This window comes from Vibrio sp. 10N.222.52.C3, from assembly GCF_041474195.1.
In the GTDB taxonomy this organism is placed as follows: Bacteria; Pseudomonadota; Gammaproteobacteria; order Enterobacterales; family Vibrionaceae; genus Vibrio; species Vibrio crassostreae_C.
In genome coordinates this window covers 1-20,963 of record NZ_JBFRTQ010000156.1, presented here as the reverse complement: position 1 = coordinate 20,963, position 20,963 = coordinate 1, and the positions used below count along the sequence as shown (strand labels likewise).

At 42.6% G+C, this 20,963-nt stretch carries 18 protein-coding genes, 1 tRNA gene, 1 other RNA gene and 1 pseudogene; 14 read left to right on the top strand and 7 right to left on the bottom strand.

Going from position 1 to position 20,963, the window contains the following annotated elements; genetic code table 11:
- Positions 1–6: 6 nt before the first annotated feature.
- A tRNA-Tyr gene (locus AB4517_RS20340) sits at positions 7–91 on the bottom strand.
- Positions 92–654: 563 nt separating this feature from the next.
- On the opposite strand from AB4517_RS20340, the gene AB4517_RS20335 reads away from it, so the two are divergent.
- The 3 genes from AB4517_RS20335 (at position 655) to AB4517_RS20325 (ending at position 5,306) form a co-directional block, all read left to right on the top strand.
- Positions 655–1,731: an efflux RND transporter periplasmic adaptor subunit gene (locus AB4517_RS20335; protein ID WP_050644646.1), complete on the top strand. Its 1,077-nt coding sequence runs from the start codon at positions 655–657 to the stop codon at positions 1,729–1,731.
- Entirely contained in the window at positions 1,731–4,844 is a 3,114-nt protein-coding gene (gene vexH / locus AB4517_RS20330; protein WP_102319977.1) for a vibriobactin export RND transporter permease subunit VexH, read from the top strand. The genes AB4517_RS20335 and vexH overlap by 1 nt, the downstream gene beginning before the upstream one ends.
- Before the next feature lie 141 nt (positions 4,845–4,985).
- A complete protein-coding gene (locus AB4517_RS20325) occupies positions 4,986–5,306 on the top strand; it encodes a DUF1244 domain-containing protein (RefSeq protein WP_004736423.1) in 321 nt (106 codons plus the stop codon).
- Positions 5,307–5,396: 90 nt separating this feature from the next.
- Here AB4517_RS20325 and AB4517_RS20320 read toward each other — a convergent pair whose 3' ends face one another.
- Complete coding sequence (locus AB4517_RS20320) at positions 5,397–6,464, bottom strand: PLP-dependent cysteine synthase family protein (RefSeq protein ID WP_136978152.1); 1,068 nt, start codon at positions 6,462–6,464, stop codon at positions 5,397–5,399.
- 129 nt (positions 6,465–6,593) lie between these two features.
- On the opposite strand from AB4517_RS20320, the gene AB4517_RS20315 reads away from it, so the two are divergent.
- A complete protein-coding gene (locus tag AB4517_RS20315; RefSeq protein ID WP_017062025.1) occupies positions 6,594–7,067 on the top strand; it encodes an Lrp/AsnC family transcriptional regulator in 474 nt (157 codons plus the stop codon).
- A gap of 89 nt (positions 7,068–7,156) precedes the next feature.
- On the top strand, positions 7,157–7,822 hold the full coding sequence (locus tag AB4517_RS20310) for a hypothetical protein (protein ID WP_017070264.1): 666 nt from the start codon (positions 7,157–7,159) through the stop codon (positions 7,820–7,822).
- A 133-nt stretch (positions 7,823–7,955) separates the two neighbouring features.
- Here AB4517_RS20310 and tesB read toward each other — a convergent pair whose 3' ends face one another.
- Positions 7,956–8,816, bottom strand: a complete 861-nt coding sequence (gene tesB / locus AB4517_RS20305) for an acyl-CoA thioesterase II (RefSeq protein WP_029235187.1) — start codon at positions 8,814–8,816, stop codon at positions 7,956–7,958.
- Positions 8,817–8,984: 168 nt separating this feature from the next.
- On the opposite strand from tesB, the gene AB4517_RS20300 reads away from it, so the two are divergent.
- Positions 8,985–9,425, top strand: a complete 441-nt coding sequence (locus AB4517_RS20300; RefSeq protein ID WP_017058951.1) for a YbaY family lipoprotein — start codon at positions 8,985–8,987, stop codon at positions 9,423–9,425.
- A 75-nt stretch (positions 9,426–9,500) separates the two neighbouring features.
- On the opposite strand, the gene AB4517_RS20295 is transcribed toward AB4517_RS20300, so the two are convergent.
- On the bottom strand, positions 9,501–9,803 hold the full coding sequence (locus AB4517_RS20295; protein ID WP_017058952.1) for an MGMT family protein: 303 nt from the start codon (positions 9,801–9,803) through the stop codon (positions 9,501–9,503).
- Between the two features lie 227 nt (positions 9,804–10,030).
- Here AB4517_RS20295 and AB4517_RS20290 point away from each other — a divergent pair, with 227 nt between their 5' ends.
- From AB4517_RS20290 to AB4517_RS20270, 5 genes are all read left to right on the top strand, one after another.
- A complete protein-coding gene (locus tag AB4517_RS20290) occupies positions 10,031–10,774 on the top strand; it encodes a hypothetical protein (RefSeq protein ID WP_017064066.1) in 744 nt (247 codons plus the stop codon).
- 196 nt (positions 10,775–10,970) lie between these two features.
- Positions 10,971–11,067: signal recognition particle sRNA small type (gene ffs, locus AB4517_RS20285), an RNA gene on the top strand.
- Between the two features lie 125 nt (positions 11,068–11,192).
- Positions 11,193–11,819, top strand: a complete 627-nt coding sequence (locus AB4517_RS20280) for a TnsA endonuclease N-terminal domain-containing protein (RefSeq protein ID WP_372149673.1) — start codon at positions 11,193–11,195, stop codon at positions 11,817–11,819.
- A complete protein-coding gene (locus AB4517_RS20275) occupies positions 11,820–13,727 on the top strand; it encodes a transposase (RefSeq protein WP_372149671.1) in 1,908 nt (635 codons plus the stop codon).
- On the top strand, positions 13,727–14,710 hold the full coding sequence (locus AB4517_RS20270) for a TniB family NTP-binding protein (RefSeq protein ID WP_372149668.1): 984 nt from the start codon (positions 13,727–13,729) through the stop codon (positions 14,708–14,710). The genes AB4517_RS20275 and AB4517_RS20270 overlap by 1 nt, the downstream gene beginning before the upstream one ends.
- A 2-nt stretch (positions 14,711–14,712) precedes the next feature.
- Here the strand turns inward: AB4517_RS20270 and AB4517_RS20265 are convergent, their stop codons facing one another.
- Positions 14,713–15,015: a helix-turn-helix domain-containing protein gene (locus AB4517_RS20265; RefSeq protein ID WP_372149665.1), complete on the bottom strand. Its 303-nt coding sequence runs from the start codon at positions 15,013–15,015 to the stop codon at positions 14,713–14,715.
- Positions 15,016–15,116: 101 nt separating this feature from the next.
- Between AB4517_RS20265 and AB4517_RS20260 the strand changes: the two genes are divergently transcribed.
- The 3 genes from AB4517_RS20260 (at position 15,117) to AB4517_RS20250 (ending at position 17,771) form a co-directional block, all read left to right on the top strand.
- Positions 15,117–15,662, top strand: a complete 546-nt coding sequence (locus tag AB4517_RS20260; protein ID WP_136975985.1) for a hypothetical protein — start codon at positions 15,117–15,119, stop codon at positions 15,660–15,662.
- On the top strand, positions 15,656–17,038 hold the full coding sequence (locus AB4517_RS20255; RefSeq protein ID WP_136975983.1) for a DEAD/DEAH box helicase: 1,383 nt from the start codon (positions 15,656–15,658) through the stop codon (positions 17,036–17,038). The genes AB4517_RS20260 and AB4517_RS20255 overlap by 7 nt, the downstream gene beginning before the upstream one ends.
- A gap of 364 nt (positions 17,039–17,402) precedes the next feature.
- Positions 17,403–17,771: a regulator gene (locus AB4517_RS20250; RefSeq protein ID WP_372149662.1), complete on the top strand. Its 369-nt coding sequence runs from the start codon at positions 17,403–17,405 to the stop codon at positions 17,769–17,771.
- Positions 17,772–17,987: 216 nt separating this feature from the next.
- On the opposite strand, the gene AB4517_RS20245 is transcribed toward AB4517_RS20250, so the two are convergent.
- Together AB4517_RS20245 and AB4517_RS20240 are read right to left on the bottom strand one after the other, a co-directional pair.
- Positions 17,988–20,453, bottom strand: a complete 2,466-nt coding sequence (locus AB4517_RS20245; protein WP_372149659.1) for a TIR domain-containing protein — start codon at positions 20,451–20,453, stop codon at positions 17,988–17,990.
- A gap of 13 nt (positions 20,454–20,466) precedes the next feature.
- A pseudogene (locus AB4517_RS20240) lies at positions 20,467–20,963 on the bottom strand (hypothetical protein); the annotation flags it as partial.

The window sequence follows — 20,963 nt, the reverse complement described above, 5'->3', positions numbered from 1 at the left end:
AGAATATGGTGGAGGGAGACGGATTCGAACCATCGAAGGCAGTGCCGGCAGATTTACAGTCTGCTCCCTTTGGCCACTCGGGAACCCCTCCAGGGTGTTTTTTCCTAACTCATAATGGATAGGCTAAAGAGATGTTTTTCCCAACGCATCTCTCAAGTGCGGAGCGCATCATAGCAAACACGCTAAACCTGTAAAGGGTTTTTCTTATGGTTTTGTGTTAAATGCTGCCTTTTTGGGCAAAGATGGCGAAAAGTACGCATATTGCTCGTGAAGTGAACATCTATACTAAGGTTTACGTACTGATAGGTAACACCTTGAGGTGACTGGCTTTCTGTATTGTGTTCAATGTGTCTAAAACATGATGAAACGTAAATGGAATTTAATCTAGATTTACACTTCTTGACGTTACAGCATTCATCAGTTGATAGAATACGGTTAATTTCATTTATAGATAATAATACCAATCGTAGTAAATAACGTGTCATCTTAGCTTGCTAAAATGCTCGAGAACAGCGTCAGATATTTTGATTGTAGAATAACTACTTATCGAAACTATCTGTTGAAAAGAGCTGCCTTGTTCTCAAGCTTTTCCCTAAGCTATTTCTGACCACTTACTCACTGTGATTGGTACAAACTTACTTGCAGACCATTATTATGAAGCATAAATCTGTTTTAACCCTGCTTAGCTTGTCTATTCTTATGGCGTCTCCAGCCGTACTTGCTAAACGTATGGGCCCTAGCACTGTCACTGTTGTTACTGAGCAGGTTGATATTCACCAAGTTAGCCAATCTCTTTCGTTGGTCGGTAAGTTAGAAGCCGAGCAATCGGTAATGATCACTTCTGAAGTGGCTGGCAGAGTGGACTCTATCAACATTAAAGCCAATCAAGATGTCACTAAAGGGCAGATGTTGGTTCAGCTTGATGACGACAAAGCGAAAGCGGCGGTTGCAGAGGCTCAAGCTTATCTAAAAGACGAGCAACGTAAGCTAGCGGAATTTCAACGCCTAGTGAAACGTAACGCGATCACGCAAACTGAAATTGACGCTCAGAAAACGAACGTAGAGATCGCCAATGCTCGTTTAGCTGCTGCAAATGCCAATCTGAAAGATCTTCACATCAGCGCGCCATTCTCGGGCACTGTTGGTTTTATCGACTTTAGCCGCGGTAAAATGGTGACTGCAGGTACTGAACTCGTGACCTTAGATGACCTATCGGTAATGCAATTAGATCTGCAGATCCCGGAGCGCTACCTTTCTAAACTGTCTAAAGGTATGAAAGTAACGGCTCGCACTAGCGCATGGGGCGACACTCAGTTCACTGGTACTGTAGTAGGCATTGATTCTCGTATTAACGCTGAAACCTTGAACCTTCGAGTTCGAATCCACTTCGACAACAATAATGATTATCTAAAGCCAGGTATGTTAGTGGCGGCGGATATGGACTTCCCACCAGTGGAAGCGCCAATCATTCCAGTTCAAGCGCTTGAGTATTCAGGTACGAAGCGTTTCGTTTATGTTATCGACGAAGATAATAAAGCAACTCGTACAGAAGTTTTCCTTGGGGCACGTATCGATAACGAAGTCGTGATCGACAAAGGCATCGAAATTGGCCAGAAGATCGTGGTGCAAGGTATCGTGAACATGCGTGACGGCGTCTTGGTTCAAGAGCTTGCCGTTAATCGCCCAGCTGATGCAGCAAGTGATAAAAAAGCACAAGAAGGCGCTAACTAATGTTGTTATCTGATGTTTCTGTAAAGAGACCAGTAGCGGCCGTCGTATTAAGCCTACTATTGGTTGTGTTTGGTATTGTCTCTTTCAATAAGCTCGCGGTTCGTGAGATGCCAGATATTGAAAGCCCGGTAGTATCGATCAGTACTCGTTATGAGGGTGCGTCTGCCACCATCATTGAAAGCCAAATAACCTCCAACCTTGAAGACCAGTTATCCGGCATCAGTGGTATCGATGAGATCGAATCCACAACGCGTAACGGTATGTCGCGTATCACGATTACTTTTGAGCTTGGTTACGACCTCAATACCGGTGTGAGTGATGTTCGTGATGCTGTAGCTCGTGCGCAGCGTTCATTGCCAGATGAAGCCGACGACCCAATTGTTTATAAGAACAATGGTAGTGGTGAAGCTTCGGTCTACATCAACTTAAGTTCGACGGAGATGGACCGAACGCAGTTAACCGACTACACCGAACGTGTGTTGATTGACCGCTTTAGTTTGATTTCTGGCGTGAGCTCGGTGGATATCTCAGGTGGCTTGTACAAAGTAATGTACGTGAAGCTGAAACCTGCGCAGATGGCGGGTCGTGGCGTTACTACCTCGGACATCACTTCTGCTCTGAACAGTGAGAACATTGAAAGCCCAGGTGGTGAAGTACGTAACGATGCGATTGTGATGTCGGTTCGTACTGCTCGTTCTTACACTGAATCGGAAGATTTCGAATATCTAGTCGTTAAACGTGCCTCTGATAACACACCTATCTACTTGAAAGACGTAGCGGATGTTTACATTGGCGCAGAAAACGAGAACTCGACCTTTAAGAGTGACGGCGTTGTTAACGTAAGTATGGGTATCGTGCCTCAGTCAGATGCGAACCCACTTGAGGTGGCTGACTTAGTCCATAAAGAAGTCGAAGCAATTCAAAAGTTCTTGCCAGACGGTACTCGTTTGGCTGTCGACTATGACTCAACTGTCTTTATCGACCGCTCAATCTCTGAGGTTTACAGCACGCTCTTTATCACGGGCGGCTTGGTTATCCTTGTGCTTTATATCTTTATTGGTCAAGCACGTGCAACACTTATTCCAGCGGTAACCGTACCTGTATCTCTGATCTCGTCGTTTATTGCCGCGTACTACTTCGGTTTCTCTATCAACCTGATTACCTTGATGGCACTTATCCTGTCGATTGGTTTGGTGGTAGATGATGCGATCGTGGTGGTTGAGAACATTTTCCACCATATTGAACGTGGTGAGTCACCGCTGCTTGCGGCCTATAAAGGTACTCGTGAAGTAGGCTTCGCGGTAATCGCAACAACGCTTGTATTGGTAATGGTATTCCTACCAATCTCGTTCATGGACGGCATGGTTGGCCTATTGTTTACCGAGTTTTCTGTATTGCTTGCGATGTCGGTGATCTTCTCGTCGCTAGTCGCATTAACGCTAACGCCAGTGCTAGGCAGTAAGATCCTTAAAGCGAACGTTAAACCAAACCGTTTCAATTTGTTTGTCGAGCGCGTATTTGGCAAGCTTGAGTCTGGATACCGCGCGGTATTGCGCCGTGCTCTTAACTGGCGTTGGGCCGCTCCAATCATCATTATCGCGTGTATGGGCGGTAGTTATGGCTTGATGCAACAAGTGCCGTCGCAACTGACGCCACAAGAAGACCGTGGTGTTATATTTGCGTTTGTTCGTGGTGCCGATGCAACCAGTTACAACCGTATGTCTGCCAACATGGACATCGTTGAAGAACGCTTAATGCCATTGCTTGGTCAGGGCTTCTTGAAGTCATTCAGTATTCAATCACCAGCGTTTGGTGGTAATGCGGGTGACCAAACGGGCTTCGTAATCATGATCCTAGAAGACTGGGATGAGCGTGACGTTACCGCACAAGAAGCGTTGAACGAAGTTCGTAAATCGTTGAACGGCATTCCAGATGTGCGTGTATTCCCGTTCATGCCGGGCTTCAAAGGTGGTTCAAGTGAGCCTGTTCAATTCGTACTTGGCGGTTCTGATTACTCTGAACTTCAGAAGTGGGCAGAGCTCTTAAAACAAGCGGCTGAAGATTCTCCAATGATGGAAGGCGCGGACATCGATTACTCTGAGAAAACACCAGAGCTATTGGTAACCGTAGATAAGCAGCGTGCAGCAGAGCTAGGTGTTAGCGTTTCAGACATTTCAGATACGTTAGAAATCATGCTTGGCGGCCGCAGTGAAACGACCTTCGTTGACCGTGGTGAAGAGTACGACGTGTATCTGCGTGGTGATGAAAACAGCTTCAACAACGCGAACGATCTAAGCCAAATCTACATGCGAACTCAGTCTGGTGAGCTGGTTACACTTGATACGCTGACGCACATTGAAGAAGTGGCTTCATCGATTCGTTTGTCGCACTACAACAAGCAGAAATCGGTGACCATTAAAGCGAACCTAATGGAAGGTTACACGCTGGGTGACGCGCTCGATTTCCTTGATGAACAAGCGATTGAACAGCTACCGGGTGATATTTCAGTGAGCTACTCTGGCGAGTCAAAAGACTTTAAAGAGAACCAATCAAGTATCCTAGTGGTGTTTGCGCTAGCGATGCTGGTCGCATACTTGGTACTGGCCGCGCAGTTTGAAAGCTTCATTAACCCGCTGGTGGTGATGTTCACCGTACCTATGGGTATCTTCGGTGGCTTCTTAGGCTTGGTGCTGATGAGTCAAGGGCTCAACGTCTACAGCCAGATTGGTATGATCATGTTGATCGGTATGGTAACCAAAAACGGTATCTTGATCGTAGAGTTTGCTAACCAACTTCGTGACCGTGGTATTGAGTTTGAAAAGGCGATCATTGATGCTTCTGCTCGACGCTTACGTCCAATCATGATGACGGCATTCACGACGCTGGCTGGTGCAATTCCATTGATTACTTCAACGGGCGCAGGCTATGAAAGCCGAGTGGCTGTGGGTACGGTTATCTTCTTCGGTATGGGCTTCGCGACATTGGTTACTCTGTTCGTAATTCCTGCGATGTACCGACTGATTTCAGGATCAACACGCTCTCCGGGTCACGTGGAAGCGGAACTTAATAAAGAGCTTAGCCATGACAACGTGGGAAGAACCAGTCACGGTTAATGAACACGCACGATTAATGAACACGGAATAGTGTAACAATATTGAAAAGCCTGCGTTTGCTCCTAGCGAATTGCAGGCTTTTTTTGTATAACAAACAGAGCTCAACGAATTAATACAATAAATCGAATAAAGGAAAGTAAAGTGGCTGAATTTAAATACAAAGATCTTTCTCAAGAAGAACAAGATAAGCTGGATGCAGCAACCTTTCGTCGCCTGCTAGCACACCTAGATAACAATAAAGATGTGCAGAACATCGATCTGATGATCTTGGCTGGCTTCTGCCGAAACTGTTTCAGTAAATGGTACAAAGCGGAAGCAGAGCAACAAGGCTTAGACTTGGATATCGATGACGCTCGTGAGCGTGTATACGGCATGACTTACGATGAGTGGAAACAAAACCATCAACCAAAAGCGACGCCTGAACAACTCGCGGCATTTGAAGCGAAGCAGAAGCCAGAGTAATTTGTTCTCGTTAGTGGCTTACTAATAGAATGAATAAACAAAAAGAGCCCATCAAGGGCTCTTTTCTATTTCGAACTATCGGTTTTGAACTTAAGCCAACTCACCCGTTTGCGAGAAAGCTTCTAACTTCGCTGCATAAGGTTGTAGGTCACCGATATTCAGATTTACCCACTCGTCATTGAAGTAAGTGTCTAGGTAACGCTCACCACTGTCACACAGTAAAGTCACGATAGAACCTTTTTCTCCACGTGCTTTCATTTCACTGGCTAATTGAAGCACACCGTACATGTTAGTCCCGGTTGATGCGCCGACCTTGCGACCAAGAATGTCAGATAACCAATGTGTCGTTGCGATACTTGCTGCGTCTGGGATTTTACGCATTTCGTCAACCACACCAGGAATGAAGCTTGGTTCTGCTCGTGGGCGACCAATGCCTTCAATCTTGCTGAATGTACTACATTTCACGTTCGCATTGCCTGTTTGGAAGTATTCGTGGAATACAGAGTTCTCAGGGTCCACAACACAAAGCTTAGTTTCATGTTGTTGGTAGCGAATGAAACGGCCAATCGTCGCTGAAGTACCGCCAGTACCTGGGCTCATTACTACCCAAGCCGGAACTGGGTGATCTTCCATCTGCATTTGATTGAAAATCGAGTTCGCGATGTTGTTGTTACCACGCCAGTCGGTTGCGCGCTCAGCGTAAGTAAATTGATCCATGTAGTGACCATTCAATTCTTCTGCTAAACGGCGAGACTCATCGTAAATTTCATCTGAGCGGTCCACAAGATGCGCTTGGCCGCCGTAGAATTCAATTTGCTCGATCTTTTTCTTCGCTGTGCATTTTGGCATTACCGCGATAAATGGAAGGCCAAGTAGGCGAGCGAAGTAAGCTTCAGACACCGCAGTACTGCCCGATGAAGATTCAATGATCGTGGTTTCTGGGCCAACCCAACCGTTACAGATAGCGTATAAGAAGAGAGAACGCGCTAAACGGTGCTTTAAAGAGCCTGTAGGGTGTGTGCTTTCATCTTTAAGGTAAACATCAATGCCTTCGATACTTGGTAGATCGAGCTTGATAAGGTGCGTATCCGCTGAGCGTTGGTAGTCCGCTTCAATTTTACGAATCGCGTTGTTAATCCATTGATGGTCAGTGCACATAAACGTTCTCCTGATCGAGTGTAGGAATTCTTTGTAATTGATATGGTTCTAATTTATCTATAATCGGAGAGAAAAACTTTGCCATATTTGCTTTGTTTTGCTTAAATTGTAGAAAATTATTCTCTTTAAATGCGATTTGGTGAAAGTGTGATAGATGCCGTAGATAAAAAAATATTAGGGTTACTGCAAGAAGACAGCACCCTGTCATTGAACGATATTTCTGAAGCGGTCAATCTCACTACAACGCCTTGTTGGAAAAGGCTTAAGCGCCTCGAAGAGAACGGCATTATTGAGAAAAGAGTTGCACTGCTGAACCCGGAAAAACTGGATCTTTCCTTTACTGCGTTCGTATTGGTGAAAACCAGTGATCATTCTCATGAGTGGTATGGTCGTTTTGTGAATACTGTGTCGGAATTTCCAGAAGTGATGGAGTTCTATCGCATGGCTGGCGAATATGATTATATGATGAAGGTTCAGGTTAAAGACATGAAGTGCTTTGATGATTTCTATAAGCGCTTGGTGAATAGCATTGATGGTATCTCTAATGTGACCTCGACGTTTGCGATGGAACCATTGAAGTACACGACAGCATTGCCGCTTTAAGCTGCGCCTAGTAATAGATTAACTATCGCTTTAGTTTAACTATCTTCTCAGTTTAGATCTCGTCTCTGCGATAAAGAAAAGGATTATTCATGTTTGCAAAAGTATCTACCGCTATCCAGCTGGTACTGGCGGTCGCCATTTTTTACTTGGGTTACACCATCTACTCATTGACTAATAAAGTCGGTGAAATCGTTGATACTTACCCGCAAGTTATCGAAGACATATCGGGCCTCACCAAAGGGCTCAAAGTAGAAGAGCTATTAGCGCTTGCAGAACATGTCAGCGATCTTGCTCCTCAGGTGTTAAACACTGTCGAAGAAGTTAGAAAGACGATCGATGATGTGAATCAAACCGTAGCCTCGGTCGACAACAAAATCCCTGCGATATTAGATGAAGTGAAAAATGTTCGAACGGAAGTCGAGCAGGTAAGAACCGATGTTATTCCACCAACATTAACTGAATTAAAGAGATACCGCGTAGACGTAATGCCACCAATGCTCGCTGAAAGTAAGTCTTACCGCGAACAGACTATTCCTGTCATCGTCACGGAATCTGAAATGCTACGAGCGGAAGTCCCAGGTATTTTGGCACAAGCTAATTTGTTAGCTGATAAGAGTAAGGAACTCGCTCAGGGAGCCGCTGAGGGCGCGGTGAAAGGCGTAGTGTTATCGCCATTTAACCTTCTACGAGACGCAGGTGATGGCATTAAAACGCGAGTTCAAGGCGAGTTTGAGCCAACGTTAGAAGTTGAGTAGGTTTTATTGATTTTTGCGTGACGAGTTTTCTTAAGCGTCATTAAAGAAAGAGGCTAGGTATTAAACCTAGCCTCTTTTTGTTTGTGCGTATTTGGGGCTTGTAAGAAGCGTTTATCCGCTATTTATTTGAGTGCTATTTAGTAAAACGCATCACACCTTCTTGTACTGCTGTCGCTACCAGCTCACCTTTCTGGTTGAAGATCTCGCCGCGCACTAGGCCGCGAGTGTTCGCTGCCGTTGGGCTTTCAATCGCATAAAGCAGCCATTCGTCCATTTTGAATGGGCGGTGGAACCAGATTGAGTGGTCAATCGTCGCCACTTGAAAATTTGGCGTCATGATAGAGACTTCATGTGGGTGAAGCGCCGTCACTAAGAATCCCCAATCCGATGCGTAGGCAAGCAGGTATTGGTGGATCAAGTGGTTGTCTGGCATCGCGCCATTCGCTCTTACCCAAAGGTATTGTTTCGCTTCCGTCTTCTTAGGTTTCAGTGGGTTTACCACCGTCACCGGACGCATCTCAATCGGCTTTTCGCCACAGAAGGTTTTGCGCAGTTTCTCTGGTAAGAATTCCGCAATGTGGCTCGCTAATTCAGTTTCTGAGGCAAAGTTCTCTGGTCCCGGAATATCAGGCATTGAAATCTGGTGCTCAAACCCTGGCGCATCGCCATGATAAGAAGCAGTGAGATAGAAAATAGGGCGGCCATTTTGAATCGCTTTTACACGGCGTGTGCTAAAGCTGCGTCCATCTCGTAGGTTCTCAACATCGTAAATGATTGGCTTTTCAGGATCGCCGGGAAACAGAAAATAACTGTGGAACGAGTGAACACTACGGTCGTCTTGAACGGTATAACGAGCAGCAGAAAGCGCTTGTCCCAATACCTGACCGCCGTATACCTGTGGTAGGCCTAGGTTCTCACTTTGCCCACGGAATAAACCTTCTTCCAGTTTTTCTAGCTGAAGTAAACTTAGTAATTCTTGTAAAGGTTGACTCATCGCCAGCATTCCTCTTCGTAAAATGGGTGTCAGATTATGGTGTTAATCATTTAGCTTAGTCAGATATCTGTCAATAAATCATAGGGTTTCAAGACAGAATATGAAAGCTCTCTTATAATTGGTGAGTAGATTTGCCGAGTCCGGCAAATATGTTGAGAGAAATTGAATATGAAAAAGGCTCTAATTCTTATTACGTCTTTAGTATCGTTTGGCCTACTTGTTGGTTGCCAAGCAACATCAGAAACGAGCGCTTCTCAAGAAGTGGTTGCAGAGAACACTCAAGTGATTTCAGGAACAGTAAGCTACCGTGAAAGAATTGCATTGCCAGAGAATGCAGTGGTTACCGTTACGCTAGAAGATATCTCACTGGCTGATGCACCATCGACGGTTATCGCAACTCAAGAGTTCACCACAGACGGTAAGCAAGTACCGTTCGCATTCGAGCTGAGCTACGACAACGACAAAATTAAAGCTAACCACCGTTACAACATGCGCGCATCGATTCATGTTGACGGTAAACTGCGTTTCATAACGGACACGATTAAGTCAGTAATTACTGATGTAGAAAATACACAGCAAGCAGACCTACGTTTGGTTGGTGTTCGTTAATCAGAAATCGATGCCACTGTTAAGGCATCTTGATTGGCTTAACTTAGCCAGTTGAATTGACGATTAGTGGCAGCTCTAGGGCTGCCATTTGTATATTCTGAGTTTAACTTTTCCTGCATCACTCACCTCAACCCCTTCTTTAACCAAATGCTGCTTTTGTCTGTCGAACGAATCAGCCTTTAAAGATATTTCACCCTTGCTGTTTATCACTCGATACCAAGGCAGTTTGCTACCTTCTGGCAGGTTACCCAGCGCTTTACCAACATGGCGCGCATAGCCCGGAAATCCTGAAAAACGTGCTATGTCTCCATAAGTTGTTACTTTCCCATATGGAATTTGGTGAATCACAGCAAAGATTTGGCTTAAAAATTGGTCCATACTAAATGTTCCTAGTTCATAAATACCAATCACAGTAAGTAAGTGTTCAAAAATAGCGCAGGGAAAAAGCTTGAGAGCAAGGCCGCTCTTTTTGATAAGAAGTTTTGATAAGTAGTTATTCTACAATCAAAAAATCTAACGAGGTTATCGAGTTTTTTAACAAGCTAGGGTGACCAGTTAATTACTACGATTGGTATGGTACCACGGATCGGTAGAAGGAGAGGGCTATGGTATTTACAACGTTTCAGTTCTTGATCACCACATTATTAGCGGTTGTTTGCGCGAGAGCAATCAGTTTAAGTGAGGGAGATATCCCGGTGCTTGCAATGGTAATTCCTGCTTTATGGATTTTACCGCAGGGGGGCATAGCAGGATTAGCTTTGCTTGTTTCCATGACCACTTATGGTCTAACCCTTCCTTTGCAGCCTATCACGCTGTCTGTCAGTGCGTGGGTACTATTCCCGTTATTGATGGTGGTCTTCTCAAGACGCAGTAGTTTGTCGGTCGTGATTATTTCCGGCTTGATTGTGACTACTTTGCAGGTCGGGATCATGGTGACACAATCAGCAGGCAAGCTTGAAGGTGTCCCGTGGGTTACCACACTTCAAACCTTATCAATCATCGTGATTTGGTGGGCGGCAAATCATCTTAAGCCTGCCAGCCGACACAGCTGGTGGTCATTAGGCTTAATACTTCCATTATGGATAGCCGATTTACCTTATGCCGCTTTGGTTGCCTTGTGTGTAACGGGCATCATGGCATCGATGGAAACGCTGACGCGCTTGAAAACCTTCCGCTGGAATAAACTACTGTGTTGGACACTGCCAACGGTCGGTTTTGCGGCTCTGGTGATTACTCCAAGCATCGAAGTACCGAGCCCAGTCTTTGTGGTGTGGTTGTGTCTATTAGGTACCGCGTGGATGACAGACTACATCATTCGCACAGAAGATAACGAAGACATCGATATCTAGTACTCCAGCAATCCAAACCTTCCAAATGCAGGTAAATGGTGAATTTACCTGCGATTTTCTAATGGTTTGAATAAAGGATAAGCACTTAGACCGCAATTGTTCAAAAATAGGGTGGAAGGGCTTGCAATGGTTGCTGTGATGCTTAATAATCCAATCACTCTTTGAGGCAAGCCTCTTAGAAAACGAATCTATGGGGGCCTGGTCCTCCCGCAACAATAGCTCGTGAACTCGGTCAGGCCTGGAAGGGAGCAGCCGCAGCGAGTGACTTGTGTGCCGGGATGTGGCTGGGTTCCCACCCCTTAAAAATGTCGCTGAAACCATATCCTGTCCCAAAAAAACCATAACTTGTCCTTTTAAAAGTCATAAAGTGTCCTATGCTTTATTTAGTTGTTTTCTTACAACAATAATAGGGACGCGTATGTATATTCGTAATCTTCGTAAACCATCACCTAATAAAAATATCTTTAAGTTTGCTAGTGCAAAGAACAAAGATACGATTATGTGTGAGGGAAGCCTAGAAAAAGATTGTTGCTACCATTTCGAGTACGATGCCGATGTTGTTAGTTTTGAATCGCAACCTAAAGGGTTTCTCTACGACTTTGATGGCAAGCAACTCCCTTACACCCCTGATTTTTTTGTTATTTATACAGATGGTTGTTGTAGCTTTGTTGAAACTAAACCCTATTCAAAGACATTAAGCAAAGAGTTTAAACTTAAGTTCCAAGCACGTAAGCAAGCCGCAAAAAAGCTTGGGTTTGATTTGATATTGGTTACAGACAAGCAGATTCGAACGGGTTATTTCTTAAAAAATAGTGAAATGGTGCATCGCTACAGTGGGTGTATTGAGGGAGACTCGCTAACAGACGCTGTTCTAGAAGAGCTACTGATTTCAAAAGCTATCAAAATTTATGAACTAGCCCAAAGGATCAGTTCTTCTATAGGAGAGGTTTTTGCTTCAGTTCTTAGATTAATTTCTGTTGGAAAAGCTAGAACAGATTTTGACTTAGAGATGCTAAATGAAAATAGCATTATTTCGGTTAACTAAATGAGTCGGCATTTTAAGGATGAGTTCGACCCTATACACACTGAAGATGCAGAACAAGAGTTTTTGTCATTACCCGAGACAAAACGCACCCAACTCCAGTATGAATCGTTAGATAATACAAAGACTTATGAACGAGATTTGGCTTCATTCCCACCAGAACAAAAAGAAAAAGCGCTACAACGGTATAAATTGCTTTGTTTGGTTCATAAAGATCTCAAAGGTGGGTGGACTCCAAAAAACCTCAACCCGCTTATTGACCAGCATATCGATAAAACTTCGCTTCCTAAGCCAAGTTATAAGACGCTAATAAGGTGGCATCAAGCATTCAGTGGCAGCCATGGAAGTTTTACAAGTTTGGTCGATAAGAATTATTTGAAGGGAAATCGAGAACCAAGGGTTACTGGAGATGAAGAATATTACGAAAGAGCTTTAGAGCGGTTTCTAGATGCTGTTAGACCTTCAATCAATGCAGCGTATCAAGTCTATTGCGACGAAATAATAATAGCGAACGAAACGATAATTTCTGGAAAAATACCCACAGTTTCATACGAGTCATTTAAGAACAGAATCAAGAAAGAACAACCATATAGCGTAGCACTAGCTCGACATGGAAAGTACTATGCCGACAAGCTTTATCACTATTATCAATCAGTACAAATGCCTACTCGAATCTTAGAGCGAGTCGAGATCGATCACACCCCTTTAGACTTAATATTACTTCATGATGATTTACTTATCCCCTTAGGTAGAGCCTATCTCACACTCTTAGTAGATGTCTTTAGTGGTTGTATCATTGGTTTCCATTTAGGCTTCAAAGCTCCAAGCTATGTCTCAGCTTCAAAAGCTATTCTCCACTCCATTAAGAAAAAAGACTACATTTCATCGTTACCTATTGAATTTCAAAATGAATGGCCATGCAGTGGAAAGATAGAAAATCTGGTTGTAGATAATGGTGCAGAGTTTTGGTCCAAAAGCTTGGAGGATGCTTGTACTGAATCAGGGATAAATATTGTCTTTAACAAGGTAAGAAAGCCATGGTTAAAACCTTTCGTGGAGAGAAAGTTTGGTGAAATAATCCAAGGTATGGTTGGCTGGGTTCCGGGTAAAACATTTTCTAATGTGCTTGAAAAAGAAGACTATAAACCAGAAAAAGACGCAGTTATGCGCTTTAGTGTATTTGTTGAAGAGCTGCATCGTTGGATTGTCGATGTTCATAATGCTAAGCCAGATACTAGAAACACTCGTATACCTAACTTGTATTGGCAGAAAAGTTTTGAAGTACTGCCTCCAATGCAGCTTTTAGCGGAAAAAGAAAAATCTTTTAGTGTCATTATGGGGATTCTTCATATCGGAGCGCTAACGAGCAAAGGCATTAAGTACAAACACTTAGAATATGACTCTGTAGCGCTAGAGCAATATAGAAAACAATACCCCCAGACCAAAGAGTCTCGGAAGAAGAAAATAAAAATTGACCCCGATGATCTATCTACTATCTATGTTTATCTCGAAGAACTATCAGGTTATATAGAAGTACCAAGTAAAAATTCTGATGGTTATACAGATAACCTGAGCCTGTGTGAGCATCAAAGGTTAGTGAAAACACACCGAGATTATATTAAGGGAGAGATCAACGCGTTATCGTTGGCTAAAGCGAGAATGGCTTTACATGCTCGCATCAAAAGTGAGCAAGAGAACCTAAGAGAAATGTCCCTACCGGAAAGAACACGAAAGGCGAGTGGAACAAAAAAAACTGCGGAGTTAACTGGGGTTAACAGTGATAGTTCTAGTAACAAATCAAATATTTCTACTTTAGGTATTTACGAAGAGGTATCAAATGTAAATAAGGTGGAACCAATTGACGACTTTCGTGCTAGATGGAATCGGCGTAAAAAAGAGAGGAATGGATAGTGCTTCAACCAATACCTACACCTCCTATTGATTTGATATTATCGGAGTATCATGATTCGTTCACTATCTACCCCGAGGTCGAAAAAGTATTTGCGGGTCTTGATTGGTTAATCAGACGTCGTAAATTTGGTTCATTCGTCCCTTCTATGTTATTAACAGGTGGTACCGGCGCAGGAAAATCGGCTCTGATTAAGTACTATGTTGCTAACAACCTTTCAGACAAGGAAGTGCTGATAACTAGAGTTAAACCAACTCTACATGAGACCTTGCTTTGGATAGCGAAAGAACTCTGTGTTTATAAAAACCGTAAAGCTAAAGCGTCGGATATTGGTTTGGAGACGTATGTCAGTGCGTGTATTAAACAAACGGATTTAAAATTAATAGTGATCGAAGAGTGCCAGGAACTGTTTGAATGTACAACACACAACGCAAGGCAAAATATTAGGGATCGTCTTAAGATGATCAGTGATGATTGCCAGTTGCCAATTGTTTTTGTCGGTATCCCAAGCGCTAAGTTGATATTGGAAGACTCTCAGTGGGAAAGACGGATTATGGTCAAACGAGAGCTGCCATACATCAAAATAACAGATGAGGCATCAATGGATCGTTACATGGATTTATTAGAGGCGATGGAGACCTCAGTACCTATGCCTTTTGAGATAGATCTAACAGATGTCGATCTTGCAATGAGGTTATTGGCGGCCAGTCATGGAATGGTGGGAATGCTGAAAGAACTCATTGCATCAGCATTAGAGTCAGCATTATTAGCAAAACAGCTAGTTATTCGAGTTGGTGACTTTGCAATAGGCTATGAAGCGATTTTTGGGATAGATGTATCAAACCCTTTTACTGTCGAAATTGACGATTTAGCGATCAAGCAGATTGAATCCTATGAGGAATATGTGCCTGATGCAGAGACTGGTGAATTAAAGTTTGTCGGTCAGATATTTAACAACCTATCAATGAAGCAACTATTAGGTTAAAGCTAACTTCTCAGCTTTTCCAACAACACCGCCTTCTCTTCATCATTCATCTTATCAATTGCACATGCTAACTCAGCGCTCAATTCGCTCCTACAGAAAAAGTAGTTTAGCGGCACATCTAACTCTTCAGCCATACGTTCAAGCGTACCAATATCAGGTACATGCCTGCCTTTCTCGTAATGATTCATACGACCGCTAGCAGAACTCTGCTCCATACCAATTTTCACCCCTAAATCTTTTTGGGTGATCTTGGCTTTTTTACGCGCAGCTTTGAGCCTCGCTGGGATTGGGTTGTCTTTTTGCACTTACACATTTCTTTTCAACCTTTAGATAACTTAGATTGTCTAAGTTTTACTGATTTTTGTATACTTAGCAATCCTAAGTTTTTATTACCTGTAAGAGTCACATGAAGAAAGTAACCAGAATTAACCCTCACATGTTTAACCTATTGATTGAAAAAGGGATGGATAATTTCTCCGTCACAGAAGCTAGAGATGCTTTGCTAAACAGTGCTTCAGCCTTCTCGAGCAAGGACGATGCGCGGAAGTATGTTTATAAGCAACTTTTATCATTTGAGGAGAAAGGCTGGCTTTCTGTTATTGGGGCTCGTAGAGACAAACGTTACCATCAAACTAACGAATTCAAAGCGCTCACAATTGAGCCTAGAGTGGCTAGAAATAGGAAAACTAAAGTCGATTCAATAGCTGTTCAAACTTCGGAGTACTCTCTAAATGCATTAGAGCAAGAGAAGAAACAGCATGAAGGCGAACTGGCGATTACTCTAGGCGAGATTGAGGAATACCAATCGTTGTTAACGCGTTTCCCAAACAACAAGCAAGATATGCAGCCGCTATTTAATGCAGCAAGAGAACGCTCAGCCAAGCTATTAGGCAGAATTAATGCACTAACCAACTGGATGCAAGTCGCCCAAAGTAAGGTTCCTCAATGTTAAGAGCATGGCAAGCCGAGTGTGCAGCTCAAGCTATCGAGAAATTCACTTCAAACAAGCATTCACACTTCTTCTGCCAAGCGACCCCAGGTGCTGGTAAAACCGTTATGGCCGCCGAGGTCGCGAGTCGGTTATTTGAACAAGGCATGATTGACCTAGTGCTGTGTTTCTCTCCCTCTCTGACTGTTGCAGAAGGGATGCAAAAGACCTTTTCATGGAAGCTCGAATGTTCCTTTAATGGAGGTTTGGGTTCCCTTGGGGGCTCTTACACCTACCAATCCATCCGTTTTTTGGATGAAAACTTTTGGAGCACCGTCAGTAAGTATCGAGTACTAGTGGTATTTGATGAGATCCACCATTGTTCGTTTGATGACGAGGGGCGGTCAAACTCATGGGGGCTAGAAATTGTCTCGAAGATCCAAGGCTTTGCTCATTATACTTTGGCGCTGTCGGGCACTCCTTGGCGTTCTGATCGGCTACCGATTGTCATGGCCGAGTATTCTGATCCTGATGGCAAGGTTGTTTGCGATTACCAATACGGCTTGCAACAGGCTGTTGAAGACGAAGTATGCCGCCGCCCTAAAATTGTTTTAATCGATAATGAACACCTGAGTGTTAAGGCTGGCAGTGACAATCAACACTTCGCCTCTATTCTTGACTGTCTTAAACAATCTGATGTGTCTTACCAAAGCGTCATTCACAATGAAGACGCTATGAATTACATATTAAATAGTGGTTGCCAAAAGCTAGCGCAGATAAGGCAAGAGTCCCCAAATGCTGGAGGCTTAGTGGTTGCATCTTCTATTAAGCACGCTAAAGACATTCAAAAGCGACTTGTTGAGCACTTTAATCAATCAGCGTGCATCGTGACTTATCACCATGACAATCCGTTACACGAAATAGAGTCGTTTCGTCACTCAACAGTTCAGTGGATAGTCAGTGTCGGGATGATAAGTGAAGGAACGGATATTCCTAGGCTTCAAGTATGCTGCCACATGAGTTCGGTAAAAACGGAACTCTATTTTAGACAAGTCCTTGGGCGAATTTTAAGAATCAATGATTCCCCCAACCAAGAAGCGTGGTTGTATACCTTTGCCGAAGAAAGTTTGATTGGGTTTGCTGAAAGAATTGAGCAGGATATTCCTGATAGCTGCATGTACATTAAACAAGATAACAACGTACCGAGTGGTGTTGATGAAATACGCCTGCAGTCAAGCACTGTATCGGAAAGCGTTCAATCTAATCGACCCCAACCAAGCTTACTTAGTTGGGGAGAAACTTCAGATATGATGAATTCAAATAATGCAGGGTTCACTTTAGCATTTGATGAACTGAGGTTAGGCCAATTTAAACAGCGAGTGATCGCTGCATTTATCTAAATAGATTCCGCTTCAATCTCTTTCAGTGTTTTGCCTGTAGCACTTCTCCAGTAATCGGGTCCGCTGTAAGGGTAACCAAGTAGTACTGCGGCGGCTTGAGATGCTCTCGGCTCCAATAATTTTTGCCCTAGATAATCAATAACATTACCGCTCGGTGATCACAGACATAGTAGACACGTTTGCAACAAACTTTTGGACAAAGATCATTTTCGCAAAACCATACATTAGCAATTCATGAATAACTTTTTATAAGGCAAACTTGTCAATTAGTGCGCCTTCGTACAGTGCGCACTTTGTCTGATTATGTTTAATGGTGTATATATCCTAAAATCAATGCAACCTCTTGTATTTAGGGGTTTTATCATTGAAGTATCGCGAAATGAGTAAGAATTACATTTTTCGAGAATTAGAGTGCCAAATGACTAAGGAAGAGGTTGCTGAACTGTGTTTTAAATCTGTGAGAACTGTCACAGGTTGGGATGAGGGAAAACCAATTCCGCCTGAGTGTAAAAGGCTCATGAGAATGGCTAAAGGTCGGGAACTAAGCATTAGTGAAGATTGGAACCAGTTCAAAATGTTGTATGACCGGATGGAGCTGCCTACGGGTCAAGTCGTTAGGCCACAACAGATTTTAGCAGGGATTGCACTGTTAGGTATTCAATCCGAGTTAGAGGTAAAGACTTCGACACACCTTCTTGGAATAGCTAGAGCGATAGCTAACATAAAGAAATAGTATTAGAAAAGTATGGTTCTTTTAGACTGAGTTTTTATATTCATTACTACTATTTAACTAAAGGTAACGCAGGCTGTTAAGGTAACTGCGATTGGAACAAAGAAGTACCTTGTTTGTTGAATGAACCAGTCCTCCTTTTTGGTCATATCAAGGAGAAAGAAGCCGAGCCCCGTTATTGGGCTCGGCTTCAATTTTAAAGAAAGTTAAAAATTTTAACTACAAGTTGCGTCTTGAAAGGTCTATCAAAGCTTCATTAAACTTTGTGCGACTGTCTTCAGGGTAGCGACCTAAATCTGCTCTTACGAATGCCAAGGCTTGGTCTTCATTACCAGAAAAGGCTGCCTCTAAAGCTAAATAGCGATTCAATGTTCTTGGTGACAGTTGGCTATCTCGTAGCTTCTGAAGTTCTGATACAGCTTCTTTAAACTCATACTTATCAGAGAATATCAATGCAATGTCACAATAGCCTAACAATGGATAGTGGTTATTTGGATAACGAGCTACACAGTCTTTTATCAAATCTAAACTGCGGCTCTTGTTTTGTTTGATTTTTGCATGGAACAGTGCGTCAGCAATATCCGCCATTTCAATGGATTGTTCTGAATTAATAGAACGCAAATTATCGATTAGTTCCTGCAATTTTCTTTCATGTACGATTGCATCTTCTGAATTAATTAGGCTGTTGAAATAAGCTTGTGTATGAAATTGATTACCACGTTCTTTTTCATAGTTCTCTTTGGCATATTTTAGCGCCTTTCCATACTCACCAAGTTGAACGTAGACTTGAACGATTTCTCTTTTAGTACGAGAACTTACGTATCGATTTTCTTTGATAGGGTTGAAACGGCTTAGTGCCTCATCATAACGACCTTGGAGGCGATAGAAAAAGCCAAGAAGAAAAGAATGCTCATCGCCTTTAATAAGCTGAACTTCTCTCATGAACCTCTCATCCTTAGTCTTAGCAAGGGCTAAACAAAGGTAATACCGTATATCTTGTAGAGATGATTCATCGATATTATCTTGCTTAGCTAAAATTATATCGGCCAACTCGATTATACGTTTGAGACTACCTCTGTTGTGATACAGATCTTTCATGCAACGAAGATAGTGGGTTGGAATCATAAAGCGCTCGTCGACTTGAATTCCTTGTTTTAAAGATTCTTTGATAGCGAAAATTGTTTCGGAGGAATCTAATTCGAACAAATCATCGTCTGTTACCGTAGCGGCAACTTTTTCTGAAACTAACTTTTGAAGTCTTTGGTCCAACGTGATTCTATTTCTGGCAATGTAATCTCTTACAATATCGTTAACACGAACAATTTCATTATCTAATCCGATTAACTCTACGATATGTTGGCTAGCAAGATCTTCAAGAATAGGGTAGTAAGTTTCTTCGTCAACTATAGAAAAGACGAATTCTGTCGATATGACTTCAAACCTAGACAGCATCCGAATAAAGTTTGAAGTTTTCTCACAGTCCTCATGTTTAGCAAGTAAGACTGAAGCTTTGTCTGAGTTATATTGAGCGAGCGTACCAATTTTATCTTCAAACTTGATTTGTGAATCATTCACTAACATATCTGCCGCGTACTTAACTTGATCAGGGTAGCCAGAAAGTACATTGCAAACATCTTGGAACTGGTCTTTCGTGATATCTAATTCATAGTGTTGGCAAAGTTTACTAAAGTAATTGGTCCTATCTGAAACGCTAAGCTCTGATAGTTCGAGGAAAAAAAACAGGTCGCTTCTAGGTTGGTTTTTAAAAATCACCTTGTATTTTGATGCTATACAAAAGACAGGCTGTTTTTTTCCTTTGTATTCAAGTATAGCTTTTTTAAACCAATCGCTTATCTCTTTCTTGTAATTCGCAATAGCTCCCGAATCAACAATATAGAATATCTCGCGAGCATCATGAGCTGCATCCATAAATTTATGAATTATTGCAATTTTATCGTCTAATGATTTATCAGTCATGTTAAGGAGCTCTGACCCAAAGTCTACTAGACCAAAATCATTCAGCTTTAAAATAAACTCTTCAATAGACGCATCTCTGTCAATAGCAATGGAAGCGGGCTTGAAAGGGTCTTGAGTAACATCTGTTTTCTTTAATACATAGTGAAGCAAGGTTCTTCGCCCCACGCCAGGGAAGCCAGAACAAAAAATAGCGAGAGGTTTATCTTTAAAAAAATCAAGAAGGCGGCCTTCAAAGTGGTCGGTTTCAGTATTTCGACCAGCAAAAAAATTGTCACGCAACTTAAACTTAGGATGTTTTTTCCAACAGATCTCTCGAAGTTTCGTGTGAATTCTGCGAGCTGCAACTGGTGCTCTAGTGATTGGCTTCATGTTGTATGTGCGCAACCAATCTGGGATCCTAGGGTCGTCAAATTTTATCGAGCTATCAATAATGATTGGATAAACCTTAGACAGGGCTTGAGTATCCAAGCGTTGTTTCGCTTCGGATATTTCAGTTTTCACCCATTCAGAGTTTAGAGAGTGTTCTGAGATAAAGAGTACGAACAGTTCGGCCTTATCTAGACCTAATAGAATCTCATCTAAAGAACGCTCACCTTCTTCAAACGTATATTCGTCATAGACAATTTGCTCTTTATCGAGCCAATTCGCAACATTGCGAACATAGCTAGCTTTATCTTTACTCGAATGAGACAGAAATGCTTTTATCATTTATTCACCTATTTCAAACTGTAATAATATCGCTTAAGTCTTCAACATCCGCTAAGTCGGCCAACATCTTACTGTAGGTAATTAGCTCACCCTGAAGTACTTGGAGCTCATCTCTAAAACAAGCCTTCTCTGCATCCGTCAGGTTTTCATTAGCAGAGGTGATGGAATGCCATTTGGATGTGAAAGGTCTAACGATCTGATTTAATACTATGACGGCAATTTTAGTGAACTGAATGCAATGTCTACCGTTAGACTTGATCACATCCCTAGTGATTGGGAACAATTGATAGACACTATCTAGAGCTGCTTTTTCACTACCAGAGTCATCACTGATAGGTTGAGTTGTAACACGTGTAATCAACTCAATGTAAAGATCCCATGCTGCTGCCTTATCTTCATCTTGTGGTTTCCATTCCATCTCCAAAAAGGGAGCTTTGATTTTCAAAGACGTCATATCCCAATTTTCAAGCCATTTTGAAAGCTTCATTGTGCTGTAGTGGTACGCTGAAT

Excerpts from the sequence above, each read along its gene's own strand:
- AB4517_RS20245 (WP_372149659.1), bottom strand. The coding sequence starts at position 20,453 with ATGATAAAAGCATTTCTGTCTCATTCGAGTAAAGATAAAGCTAGCTAT.
- AB4517_RS20295 (WP_017058952.1), bottom strand. The coding sequence starts at position 9,803 with ATGGACCAATTTTTAAGCCAAATCTTTGCTGTGATTCACCAAATTCCA.
- tesB (WP_029235187.1), bottom strand. The coding sequence starts at position 8,816 with ATGAGTCAACCTTTACAAGAATTACTAAGTTTACTTCAGCTAGAAAAA.
- AB4517_RS20335 (WP_050644646.1), top strand. The coding sequence starts at position 655 with ATGAAGCATAAATCTGTTTTAACCCTGCTTAGCTTGTCTATTCTTATG.
- AB4517_RS20280 (WP_372149673.1), top strand. The coding sequence starts at position 11,193 with ATGTATATTCGTAATCTTCGTAAACCATCACCTAATAAAAATATCTTT.
- AB4517_RS20315 (WP_017062025.1), top strand. The coding sequence starts at position 6,594 with ATGCGATTTGGTGAAAGTGTGATAGATGCCGTAGATAAAAAAATATTA.
- AB4517_RS20275 (WP_372149671.1), top strand. The coding sequence starts at position 11,820 with ATGAGTCGGCATTTTAAGGATGAGTTCGACCCTATACACACTGAAGAT.
- AB4517_RS20260 (WP_136975985.1), top strand. The coding sequence starts at position 15,117 with ATGAAGAAAGTAACCAGAATTAACCCTCACATGTTTAACCTATTGATT.
- AB4517_RS20255 (WP_136975983.1), top strand. The coding sequence starts at position 15,656 with ATGTTAAGAGCATGGCAAGCCGAGTGTGCAGCTCAAGCTATCGAGAAA.
- AB4517_RS20300 (WP_017058951.1), top strand. The coding sequence starts at position 8,985 with ATGAAAAAGGCTCTAATTCTTATTACGTCTTTAGTATCGTTTGGCCTA.
- AB4517_RS20320 (WP_136978152.1), bottom strand. The coding sequence starts at position 6,464 with ATGTGCACTGACCATCAATGGATTAACAACGCGATTCGTAAAATTGAA.
- AB4517_RS20310 (WP_017070264.1), top strand. The coding sequence starts at position 7,157 with ATGTTTGCAAAAGTATCTACCGCTATCCAGCTGGTACTGGCGGTCGCC.
- vexH (WP_102319977.1), top strand. The coding sequence starts at position 1,731 with ATGTTGTTATCTGATGTTTCTGTAAAGAGACCAGTAGCGGCCGTCGTA.
- AB4517_RS20290 (WP_017064066.1), top strand. The coding sequence starts at position 10,031 with ATGGTATTTACAACGTTTCAGTTCTTGATCACCACATTATTAGCGGTT.